Origin of the sequence: Flavobacterium sp. LAR06, from assembly GCF_041946075.1 — a bacterium.
In the GTDB taxonomy this organism is placed as follows: Bacteria; Bacteroidota; Bacteroidia; order Flavobacteriales; family Flavobacteriaceae; genus Flavobacterium.
In genome coordinates, this window is sequence record NZ_JAUTYT010000005.1 from 309,320 (window position 1) to 322,009 (window position 12,690).

Consider the following 12,690-nt stretch of genomic DNA (forward strand, 5'->3'; position numbering starts at 1 on the left):
CGATGAAAAAATATATTTTAATGAGCTGTTTTATTCTGATGTTTACGGCAGCCTGCAATGACGATTTATTAGATACCCAACCCGAAACCGGTATTCCTGAATCAATAGCATTTAGTACTCCCGAAAAAATTTTGGCGCAGACCAATAATCTGTATAAACAATTACAAAATCAAAGTTTTTATGGCGGAAGATTTATTGTTTTTAATGAACAGCGGGCAGATCAATTTGGACAAAATGATGGAAATGCGGCAACAGGATCTGCGGTATGGAATCAAAATGTGGCATCGACAAATGATTTTGTAAATAACGTTTGGTCAGTAGGATATACCGCAATTAATGCTTCAAATATTCTAATTAGTAAAATGAATGAAACGACGGTGATTTCAAAAGAACTGGCTAAAAACTATATTGCCGAAGCCAAATTTGTGCGTGCTTTATGTTATTTTAGTTTGATTCAAACCTATGCTAAACCCTATAATCAGGATAAAAGCTCATTGGGTCTTCCTTTGAGATTAACGCCAATTACAACTTCAGGAAATAATGATTTGGCCCGAAGTTCTGTAGAAATGGTGTACAATCAAATTCTGAAAGATTTAGATGAAGCCGAAACAGATTTACCGGTTAGTTATACAACGCCATTACTAAATACTTCCAGAGCTAAAAAAGTTACAGCAATTGCATTAAAAACAAGGGTTTTATTAGTACAGAATAATTTTGAAAAAGCAATAACAGAAGCTAAGAAAATTGTTTCTGCGACTCCGCCTTTTCAATATACAGAAGGAAATTTAACCCAAAAATTAGAACCTAATTATAGCGCTATTTTTGGAGGAAGTTATACGGGAACTGAAGCTGTTTTTTCTATTCCTTTTGCAAATTCAACTACCGAAACCCCTTCTGCACAGTATGCGCTGGCTTATAATTATTTAACGCAGCCTATTATTTTTCTCGCAGCTGCCGGAATTGTAAGCGATCCGGTTTTTACTTCTGTTTCTGATGCACGTTCAGGTCTTATCGGAACTAGTGCGGCCAATCAAAAAATATTAAAAAAATTCAGTGTCACAACAGCACCTTTTAGAGATTATGTTCCTGTAATTCGTTATGCCGAAATACTATTAAATTATGCCGAAGCAGCTGCTAATACTGACGATTTGACATTGGCAACAGCATTATTGAAAGCCGTTAGAAACCGTTCAGATCCTAATTATGTTTTTCCTGCAAATGACATTGCAACAAAAGAAGCGATGATTCTAACCATACAAAAAGAACGAGATATTGAATTTTTAGGAGAAGGTTTCCGTTTGATGGATTTGCAAAGAAAAGTACAAACCCTTCCAGCCAAAAAAGGTTCCATTGGAACAGCGCCTTTGGTCTTGCCAACTAGTAGTAATTATATCTGGCCAATTCCAAGCGGGGAAATGGCTGCAAATAAATTAATGGAGCCGAATCCTTAATTTCATGCTTCATTTCTTATATAAAATGCTTGATTATTGGGATTTATTTATTTCGTATTCTTCTATTTTTGAAAGCTTGTTAATTAGGGTATTTTTCTATTTAACACTCAAAATTTAATTATTTAATTTAACCCAAAAGGTTCTCTAAAACATATAAAATGAGAGTACGATTTATAGCTGCGGCTTTGTTTTCAGTTTTTTTTCAAAGTTCTTTTTCGCAAACCAATGCTTCGACTGAAAAAAGAATTCAGCAGTTAATTAAGAAAATGACTTTGAAGGAAAAGGTCGGTATGTTACATGGAAACTCTAAATTTTATACGGAAGAAATAAAACATCTCGGAATTCCGGAATGGGCCTTGTCAGATGGTCCACACGGAGTCAGGGCAGAAATGAATCGCCATAACTGGCAATATGCCGGACTAACGAATGATGCTTCAACCTCTTTTCCTCCGGGAACAGCCATGGCAGCAAGCTGGAATCTTGAACTGGCAAAACAACGTGGTATCGTTTTAGGTGAAGAAGCACGTTTTCGTAAAAAAGATGTTTTGCTTGGACCGGGAATCAATATTATTCGTTCTCCACTTTGCGGAAGAAATTTTGAGTATTTGAGTGAGGATCCCTTTCTTATTTCGCAGCTTTCCATCAATTATATTAAGGCTTTGCAAAATCAGGATGTTGCAGCTTGTGTAAAACATTTTGTAGCCAATAATCAGGAAGAAAATCGTTTTGTCGTTGATGTAACAATGAGCGAACGAGCCTTACGCGAAATTTATTTACCGGGTTTTAAGGCTTCTGTCGTTGATGCCGGTGTCTTAGGCGTTATGGGGGCTTATAACAAATTCAGAGGTTCCTATTGTACTGAAAATGATTATTTGGGAAGAACACTTTTGCGTGATGAATTTAAATTCAAAGGCGTTTATATGTCGGATTGGGATGCGGTTCACAGTACTGAAAAGGCGGCCTTGGCAGGTTTGGACTTAGAAATGGGAACCGAAAAAGAAAATTATAATGACTGGTATTTCGCAGATCCTTTGATTAAGGCAGTGCAGGAAGGGCGAATAAAAGAAAGTTTAGTCGATGAAAAAGTAGCCAATATTCTGAGAGTCATGATAAAAACGAAAGTTTTAGATCCAAAGACACGAATTAAAGGTGCTATAAACACAAAAGAGCACCAACAGGCAGCGTACCGTTCTGCAGTGGAAGCAGTTGTTTTACTGAAAAACGAAAAGCAAATTTTGCCGTTGAATATGAGTGTTATTAAATCAGTAGCGGTTATTGGTGATAACGCAACCCGTACACATTGCGGTGGTGGATTTAGTTCAGAAATAAAAGCTCTATACGAGGTAACACCACTTCAGGCTATGACTACTAAATACGGAAAGGCAATGCAAATAAATTTTGCGCAAGGTTATGAAAAACAATCTCACGTTGTAGAAAGAAGCAGTGACGGTCAATTGAACACCGACAAAGTGGATTGGAAATTAATCGAAGAAGCAGTGGCTCAGGCAAAAAAATCAGATGTAGCAATTGTTTTTGCAGGTTTGAACCATGACTTCGATTCAGAATCATTTGACAGATTACACATGCATTTGCCTTATGGCCAGGAAACTTTAATTCAGGAAGTAGCCAAAGCAAATCCTAAAACAATTGTAGTTATTATTGCAGGTTCTCCGCTTGAATTGGCAGGTATTGAATCTCGTGTACCGGCCGTAGTTTGGGGCTGGTACGGTGGAATGGAAGCAGGTAATGCTATAGTTGACGTATTGAGCGGCAAAGAATTTCCTTCGGGAAAATTACCCTTTACGTTGCCTGTTACTTTGAGCCAATCTCCCGCACATGCTTTAGGAGCTTATCCCGGGCACGATTTAAAAGTAAACTATGAGGAAGATATTTTGGTAGGATATCGTTGGTTTGATACCAAAGGAATTGAACCTCAATATCCTTTTGGTTACGGTCTGTCTTATACTTCTTTTGATATCTCTAATGTTACTGCTGATAAAAAAGTATACAGTGTAAATGATGAAATAACAGTAAAATTTACTATCAAAAACACAGGAAAAACAGACGGTGCAGAGGTAGTTCAATTGTATGCTGGTCAAACAAATTCATCCGTTTTGAGACCTAAAAAAGAATTAAAAGCATTTGATAAAATATTTCTTAAACCAGGAGAGCAAAAAACAATTGATTTAAAATTGAAAGTAAAAGATTTGGCTTTTTATGATGAGAAGACTTCTGAATGGAAAATCGAACCGGGTCAGTTTGTACTTTATACGGCTACATCAGTTGAAAACATTGTGAGTACGCTTGTTGTTACAGTGCAATAAGAGAATAATATAGTTTTTTTTACAGTAATATCGTTCGTTCTTCGAACTGTAATACTGTTTTTTTTAGCATATAATTTGCGTTAAATTTAACCGCGAGGCACGCAAAGGGATTACGCAAAGGTCGCAAAGTTTTATTCGCAAAGCTTTGCGGACTTACTGAAGTTAATTACAAACACACCGAAAAAAATACTTGGCGCACTTTGCGTTAAACTAAACGGGCTAATTTCCTCTTCTTTCCTTTAAATCTTTTTCAATTCCAATTTCCATATTCCTGTCAATTACATAAAAGCACAACAGAACGGCGCTTATAATGAATATAAAGCCTGGATATATACTCACACACAATTTAATTCCCTCAACAGCTGCCGGAACCTGATTTACTTCTTCAGCGACATAGCCATATTTAGATAAAAAAGCCGCACCAAGGGCACCGCCAATACTGATGCCTATTTTTAGTCCGAAAATCATAGCCGAAAAAACAGTAGCAGTCGCTCTTCGATTGTTTTTCCATTCGCTGTAATCGGCCACATCAGCAATCATGGCCCACAATAAAGGAATTGTCACTCCATAAATAAATCCATGTGCCAATTGCGTCAAAAAAACCATTGCAATAGCTGTTCTGCTGTAAAAATTAAAAAGCAACAAACTTAAAGCAGACAAAAAAATGAAAGTGATGTAGATATTTCTTTTGCCGAAAGAATCAGCAAGTGATTTTGAGAACAAAATTCCAAAAATCATAAAAAGAATTCCACCAGCATTAAAAAGACTAAATGCAGAAGTAGGAACATCTCCCGGCCACTGAAAATCTACTAATCCCATTGCTATTAATGAATTATTGAGATCGTTTATAAATGCCGTAAAACCAATATCATTAAGAAATACAGTTTGTGCAACAGGATCTAAATAATATTTAAAATAGAAAACATACATTCCCCCTTTTAAAGACAAGGTTATAAATACCAGAATAGTAACCAGTAACATAACCAGCCAGGGGCCATTTTTTGTCAGATCGGCAAAATCCTGCCTGATTGAAGATTTTTGGTTCTTTGTTGGTATGATCCTTTCTTTGGTAGTAAAAAAAGTAATTAGAAAACAAATTACTCCAATAACAGCAAATAGGATCATCGTATTTTTAAAACCAACTGCCTTATCACCATGTCCTAAAATTAAGACCAATGGTAATAAAAGAGACTGAATTATAAATTGAGCTACCATTACCGTTACAAAACGATAGGAGGAAAGACTATTTCGTTCTTTCATATCACCGGTTAAAACGCCACTTAAAGCAACATACGGCAAATTATTTGCGGAATAGATTATAACCAGAAAAAAGTAAGTCAGCAAGGTGTAAATTATCTTTCCGTTTTCTCCAAAATTTGGAGTTAAAAAAGAAAGAACAGCGCCAATTCCAAAAGGTAGGGCAGTCCATAATATCCAGGGTCTGAATTTTCCCCAGCGGGTTTGGGTACGATCAGCAATAACGCCCATAATAATATTAAAAAAAGCGCCGATAAACCCGCCAATAAAAATTATAATACTTGCTGTTCCGGCAGGAATTTTATAAACATCGGTATAAAAGAAAGCCAAAAAGGTCAGTAAGGTTTGAAAAATCAAATTCGCCGCAAAATCTCCTAAACCGTAACCTATTTTTTCCAGTACCGAAAGTTTCTGCGATGTATCACTCATTAATATGCGGGTTGACTTTTTTCTGCTTATCTCCATCGTGTTGCTTGAAAATTATTTTAGAGCGATATTTATTATTAAAATAGCACTTCGTTTTCATTTCATTTAAATAAAATGTTAAACGTAAAAATAGCTTGAAAGTTGAAATAAGATTGTCAATTTTGAAGCCTTTAATATCAGATTTGAAGCATTCTTTAGTTGTACTAATTCTATTAAATTTAAATTGCTATTTTAGCTTCTTATTTAAAGAAAACAACTGAAAGTCAACATTATTATTCACAATTTTTTCATTTACTTATATGCGTATTTTCTATCTTTTGTTGATTGTTTCCTGTTTTTTTATTAGTTGTAATAAAAAACAGCATACTGAGGAGCATCACAAATATACCAATGATTTAATTAATGAAACTAGTCCGTATCTTTTGCAGCATGCACACAATCCTGTAGATTGGAAAGCATGGAATCAGGAAGCGTTGGACAAAGCAAAAGCAGAAAATAAACTTATTATTATTTCTGTAGGATACTCTGCCTGTCATTGGTGTCATGTTATGGAAGAAGAAAGTTTTGAAAATGGAGCTGTGGCTAAATTAATGAACGACAATTTTATCAGCATAAAAGTGGATAGGGAAGAGCGTCCGGATATTGACCAGATTTATATGAATGCGGTACAATTAATGACAGGCAAAGGTGGATGGCCATTAAACTGTATAGCACTTCCTGATGGGCGTCCCATATTTGGGGGGACTTATTTTACCAAAGAAGAATGGACAAAAGCTTTAACAGATATCTCTGATTTGTATAAAAAAAATCCTAAGAAAGCCAGTGAATATGCAGATAAATTAGTAGCAGGAATTCAGAAATCAGAATTAATTTCAGTTAATAATAGCCCGGCTGATTTTAAAAGTTCAGCGCTTTCGGAAGCCTTAAAATTATGGCAGAAAGAATTAGATTATAAAGAAGGCGGTTTAGCTGGCGATATCAAATTTCCAATGCCAGGCGCATTGAGTTTTATGCTACGTTACAGTATCCAAAATAATGATAAAGCGATCCAAACCTATGTACATACAACACTGACAAAAATGGCGAATGGAGGAATTTACGATCCAATCGGTGGCGGTTTCTCCAGGTATTCTGTAGATTCAAAATGGCATATCCCTCATTTTGAAAAAATGCTTTACGATAATGCACAATTAGTGAGTTTGTATTCTGATGCTTATCTGGCAACCAAAAATGAATTTTATAAGAAAACAGTAGTTGAAACACTAAATTTTGTAGAAAAAGAACTCATGGCTTCCAACGGTGCTTTTTATTCGTCTCTAGATGCCGACAGTAAAAACAAATCAAATAAACTGGAAGAAGGTGCGTATTATGTTTGGAAAAAAGAAGAGTTAGAAACATTGTTAAAATCTGATTTTTCTCTTTTTCAGGAATACCTCAATATCAATGAAAATGGTTTGTGGGAAAAGGGGAACTATGTTTTATATAAAACACAATCGGATAGAGACTTTGCAATCAAAAACAAACTGACGGTAACAGAACTGGATTCTAAAATTAAAAATTGGAAACAAATACTTTTGTCGGCTAGAAACAAAAGACCGAGGCCACATTTAGATAATAAAACTTTGACTTCATGGAATGCTTTAATGATAAAGGGCTATGTTAGTGCTTATCGGGCATTTAAAAATCCACATTATAAAGAAGTTGCTTTGAAAAATGCTAATTTTATTATTATCAATCAGCTGCAAAAAGATGGAAGTTTAAATCACAGTTATAAGGAAGGCAAAAGTAGTATTGCTGGTTTTTCAGAAGATTATGCTGCAGTTATTGATGCGTTTATTTCTGTCTATCAAATTACGCTCGAAGAAAAATGGCTCAATAAGGCAAAACAATTAATGGATTACACAACAACTCATTTTTGGGATAAAAAATCGAATCTGTTTTATTTTACTTCTAATACTTCAACAGATTTAATTACCAGAAAAATGGAAATTGGGGATAATGTAATTCCTGGTTCTAATTCTGTACTTGCCCAAAATCTGTTTTTATTAGGACATTATTATTCTAATGATGCTTATTCCAAAACGGCGCAGCAAATGTTGAATAATGTAAAAGCAGATGTCCTACAAGCACCAACAGAGTATTACAATTGGCTAAATTTAATGCTGAATTACACCGATAGTTATTTTGAGGTTGCTATTTCCGGAAAAGATGCTGTAGCTAAAACGAGCCAGCTTCAAAGCTATTATTTGCCTAATATTCTTATTGCAGGAGCGACTAAGGAAAGTAAGCTTCCTATTTTGGAAAATCGTTTTGCAGACAATCAAACCTACATTTATGTATGCGTTAACAAAGCTTGTAAAATGCCGGAGAAAGAAGTAAATGTGGCAGTTGGTAAAATAAAAAATGGTTTGTAGAAAACAATTAAACAAGTAAAAATTCTTCGCAAGCTTACTTTAGTAGTGTCTTACCTTATTAATAGAAAGGACTTTAGGGTTAACAAGTTTAGATACTGATACTATTCTAATGCGCAACCAGTTGTTTTAGACCATATCCTTTCTTCAAAGGATCCAAACATTAATCTTATTGATTTACAAGTATTTGATGACTAATTCTCCTGATTTTCACTTTTACGACTTATGTAACAAAAATGGAGTATGTCTTTTAAATTGGCAAAATTTTCTTTTAAAATAATCATGTAAATATATATAATTTACTTTTTTGTCTTTAAAATTGATTAGAATGTTTTTTATTGTATATTTTTTTAATAATTCTTCTTATAAATTATTAAGCAACCGGTTGTTCTTCAAATGTTTTTATTTATATTTGTAATAAATACACTTATTGAGATTTATAAAAATGGCATCTCTACATAATTAAAGACTTTGAGTTTGGATTTAAAAATTAATGTTGGTTATAAGTGTTATTCTACAAAATTGGTTTATAACTAAGGGTAAGGTTAGTTTTTAAATTAAAGCCGAAAGCTTAAACACTTTCGGCTTTTTCATTACGCTTGGATTATTAAGCTATAATTCGACTACGGTAAAAAGAAAATAATAAGAATGAATTATTTAAAATCATGAATTTAAAAAATATTTTAGTGTTTTTTGCTTTTCTTGTCTCATGTCAGTCCTGGCCATATCCGCATCACACTTCTTACGGGCATGAGCTGGCACTGTCCGTAATTTTTGAATCTCCTTTGCAACATTTAGCAGACAGACAGGAAAGATATTGTGAATTGGCTGAAGCTAAAATTTTTCTAAAAGAAGTAGCAACAGCATGGGCCGATACAAAGCTAATAGATGGTTATCCGGGTCAGGACGTCATTATGGGGCGTAGAAAAGGAAATGTTTGGTATGTGGGAGGAAATACTTCTTCTGAAAATAAAGAAATAACAAAAAACATCAAGTTAGAATTTTTGAAAGAAGGAGTTAGTTACCGTACAGTTTTGATTGCTGATGGCAAACACGATAAAGCTTTTGATTCGCAAGTGATGATAGTTGATAAAAATTCAACTATTGATATAAAATTACTCCGTAGAGGAGGTTTTGTTATTTTATTAACTCCAATGGATAAATAGTGTAGTTATGAAAACAACTATTTACATCTTATTTCTGGTTTTTATATTCACTTCAGTGAATGCACAGTATAAAAAACATTCTTTAAGTAAGGATAGACTACATATAGACTTATCTGAAGGAGTACTCAACATAATTCCTCTTACCGAAAAGTCAATACGCATACAATATCAAATAGAAAATAAAAAAGAAGAACAAGATTTTGTTTTCATAAGTAAGCCTGATGCTCCTCATTTTGCAATAAAAGAAACTGCAGATAATTTAGAACTCAGTACAAAAACAATCGTAGTTACATTCAATAAAAAAACAGCTGTAATTTCATATAGTGATAAATCAGGAAGTGTATTTCTTAGCGAAAAAGCAAATGCAAGATTGTTAAGACCGAGCAAAATTATGGGAGAACCTTGTTTTATAGCCGAACAAGGTTTTGAATCCCCTCAAGACGAATATTTGTTTGGACTAGGGCAGTTTCAGGATGGTTTTTATAATCTAAAAAATACCACACGGAAACTAATTCAGGTTAATACACAAATTGCAATTCCGTTTTTGGTGTCCAATAAGGGCTATGGGTTATTATGGAATCAGTATGGCTTGACCTATTTTAATCCAACAAATCAGGAGATTCCATTGATTAAGAATACAGTTAGTGAAGGTGAAAAGAAAGAAGTTGAAGTGACAACGACTTCGGGTACTCAGAAAGTTTCACAACAGCAATCCATTTACTCTGGAAATTTTTCAGTAGACAAAGATGGAGAATATTCTATATTTCTGGATCTAGGAGATATGGATAGCCGTCATTTAGTGCTGATTGATGGTATTGATGTAATCAATCAATCTAATTTATGGCTTCCACCGGCAGTAGGTAAAATAGTTCACTTAAACGCAGGAGAGCATAAAGTAAAAGTAATTTGCAAATCAAGCAATACACCATCTCTTAGTTTAAAACTTTCTAATAACGAAACTGTTTTTAATTCTCCCAATGCAAAATCAATTGATTATGTGGTTTTTGCAGGAAATAATACAGACGAAATTATAGCCAATTACCGTAATCTAACGGGTAATGTACCAATGCTTCCTAAATGGGCATTTGGATTTTGGCAATGTCGGGAGCGTTATACTTCGGGACAGCATTTGGTTTCAACCGTAAAAGAGTTTAGAAAACGTAATTTACCGGTGGATGTGGTTGTACAGGACTGGCAATATTGGGGAAAATATGGCTGGGGAGTACCAAAGTTTGATGAAACAAATTATCCGGAACCTGAAAAATTCATAAAGGAAATACACGATTTAAATGCTCATTTTTCTATTTCTGTCTGGGAAAATTTAAATAAAGAATCTGAAATAGGGAAGGAATATGTAGCTAAAAATTTATTTATACCTAACAGTCCCTGGATCGATATTTATAATCCCGAAACCCAGAAAACGCATTGGAATGCCCTAAATAAAAATTTATTTACACAGGGAGTAGATTCGTGGTGGATGGATGCGACTGAACCTGAAAATGATGCCTTGCGAGGTAAGCAGACTTATTTTGGATTAGGTGATTTTTACCGATTAACCTATCCGTTATTTGTTAGTAAAGCGGTTTATGAAGGTCAAAGAAATACTAATCCGGACAAGAGAGTCGCTATTCTTACCCGATCTGCTTTTTTAGGACAGCAGCGTTATGGCACTATCAATTGGTCGGGCGATATAGGCTGGGATTGGGATGCATACAAACGCCAGATTGTTGCTGGCTTAAATTATAATCTTACCGGAATGCCGTATTGGACAACCGATATTGGTGGCTTTTTTCGCCCGGGTCCGACACAATACACTGATGAAAAATACCATGAAATACTCACTCGCTGGTTTCAGTGGGGTGTTTTCAATCCGATATTTCGCATTCATGGTTATCAAACAGAAACCGAGCCCTGGAAATATGGAGAAAAAGTAGAAAGCAATATGCGATCGATGCTCAATCTGAGATATCGATTGCTTCCCTATATCTATTCAGAAGGCTGGCAGATTACGACGAATAATTCAACCTTGATGCGACCTTTAATTATGGATTTCAATGATGACAAAACTGCAGTTAGTAAAGCTTATGAATACATGTTTGGAAAAGCATTATTAATAGCACCCGTTATCGCTCCCGATGTTACAAATTGGGATGTTTACCTGCCAAAGCAAAATGCCTGGTTTGATTTCTGGACGGGAAAACGATTCGAAGGAGGACAAACTGTTTCAACGCCGGCCCCATTGGATAAAATTCCCGTTTTTGTAAAAGAAGGTTCAATTGTTCCTCTAGGAAGTGTAATTCAGGATACGCATTCGAAACAAGATGTATTAGAACTTCGAATTTACACAGGTAAGGATGCGGGGTTTACACTTTACAATGACGAAGGCGATAATTACAATTATGAAAAAGGAAAATATGCTGAGATTCCTATAAACTGGAATGAAAAAAATCAAACGCTGACTCTGGAAAAACAAATAGGAAGTTATCAGAATCAAACAGGATCATATAACGTGAACATTGTATGGATCTCCGGAAAACAAAACGATACCATTTCTGAAACAATAAAGTATGTTGGGAAAAAAGTAGTAATAAAAAAGACAAATTAAACTGAATTTCAATGCAATATAATTAAATACAGCATCACCATTAACTATCAAACCAAAAAATCGTTACAATGAAAAACCATACCAAAATTTTATTTGCGCTACTATGTTGCGTATCAGTAATTAAAACTACAGCACAAAATCCTATTATAAAAAACATCTTCACTGCTGATCCTGCGCCTATTGTACATAAAGGAACCTTGTATTTATATACAGGACATGATGTTGCAACCGAGCAGGATACGAATTACAAAATGGCCGATTGGCGTGTATATTCGACAACAGATATGGCAACGTGGAAAGATCATGGCGCACCGCTTTCACCAAGCACATTTTCCTGGGCAACCGGCGATGCTTACGCAGCGCAATGTATCAAGAGAAACGGAAAGTTTTACTGGTTTGTTTCCACATTTCACAAAAAAGATGATGTAAGTACAGGAGGCGCTGCAATAGGAGTGGCCGTTTCTGATAGTCCGACTGGTCCTTTTAAAGATGCAATTGGCAAAGCCCTTATCATTAATGAAATGACTACGGACATGGCCTATGCCTGGGACGATATTGACCCGACTGTATTTGTTGATGATGATGGACAAGCTTATATGTTTTGGGGAAATGGAAGCTGCAAATGGGTAAAACTTAAAAAGAATATGACCGAGGTAGATGGTCCGATCACGACTTTCAAACCTAAAAATTATATTGAAGGACCATGGGTATATAAACGAAAAGGAATTTATTATTTAGTCTATGCCAGCGCCGGAACAAAACCGGAAATGATTGAATATTGCACCGCCAAAAAACCAACAGGACCTTGGGAATATCAGGGCATTATTCAGGAAAACGTATCCAATAGTTTTACGACTCACCCGGGTATTATTGATTACAAAGGCAAATCATACTTTTTTTATCACAATGGAAGTCTGCCTACAGGCGGAAGCTACAGACGTTCTGTTTGTGTAGACTATATGTATTATAATGAGGATGGAACCATTCAAAAAATAATACAAACGACTGAAGGTGTCAGCAAAATCAAATAGAGTCTCTTAATTTAATCTT

General features: G+C 35.0%; 7 protein-coding genes. 6 read left to right on the top strand and 1 reads right to left on the bottom strand.

Features of this window, described 5'->3' with window-relative positions; translation table 11 throughout:
- The first annotated feature begins 2 nt into the window (after positions 1-2).
- Together Q7C23_RS09590 and Q7C23_RS09595 are read left to right on the top strand one after the other, a co-directional pair.
- A complete protein-coding gene (locus tag Q7C23_RS09590; RefSeq protein ID WP_375032319.1) occupies positions 3-1,451 on the top strand; it encodes a RagB/SusD family nutrient uptake outer membrane protein in 1,449 nt (482 codons plus the stop codon).
- A 158-nt stretch (positions 1,452-1,609) separates the two neighbouring features.
- Positions 1,610-3,775, top strand: a complete 2,166-nt coding sequence (locus tag Q7C23_RS09595) for a beta-glucosidase (protein WP_375032320.1) — start codon at positions 1,610-1,612, stop codon at positions 3,773-3,775.
- Between the two features lie 219 nt (positions 3,776-3,994).
- Here Q7C23_RS09595 and Q7C23_RS09600 read toward each other — a convergent pair whose 3' ends face one another.
- Entirely contained in the window at positions 3,995-5,461 is a 1,467-nt protein-coding gene (locus Q7C23_RS09600) for an MFS transporter (RefSeq protein ID WP_375032321.1), read from the bottom strand.
- Between the two features lie 296 nt (positions 5,462-5,757).
- Between Q7C23_RS09600 and Q7C23_RS09605 the strand changes: the two genes are divergently transcribed.
- The 4 genes from Q7C23_RS09605 (at position 5,758) to Q7C23_RS09620 (ending at position 12,671) form a co-directional block, all read left to right on the top strand.
- Positions 5,758-7,872 carry a thioredoxin domain-containing protein gene (locus tag Q7C23_RS09605; RefSeq protein ID WP_375032322.1) on the top strand — a complete coding sequence of 705 codons (2,115 nt, stop codon included), beginning with the start codon at positions 5,758-5,760 and terminating at the stop codon, positions 7,870-7,872.
- Between the two features lie 662 nt (positions 7,873-8,534).
- The gene (locus tag Q7C23_RS09610) at positions 8,535-9,035 is read left to right on the top strand and encodes a glycoside hydrolase family 97 C-terminal domain-containing protein (protein ID WP_375032323.1); all 501 of its coding nucleotides are present in this window, start codon (positions 8,535-8,537) and stop codon (positions 9,033-9,035) included.
- 7 nt (positions 9,036-9,042) lie between these two features.
- A complete protein-coding gene (locus Q7C23_RS09615; RefSeq protein ID WP_375032324.1) occupies positions 9,043-11,640 on the top strand; it encodes a TIM-barrel domain-containing protein in 2,598 nt (865 codons plus the stop codon).
- Between the two features lie 68 nt (positions 11,641-11,708).
- On the top strand, positions 11,709-12,671 hold the full coding sequence (locus Q7C23_RS09620; protein ID WP_375032325.1) for a glycoside hydrolase family 43 protein: 963 nt from the start codon (positions 11,709-11,711) through the stop codon (positions 12,669-12,671).
- The last annotated feature ends 19 nt before the right edge of the window (positions 12,672-12,690 follow it).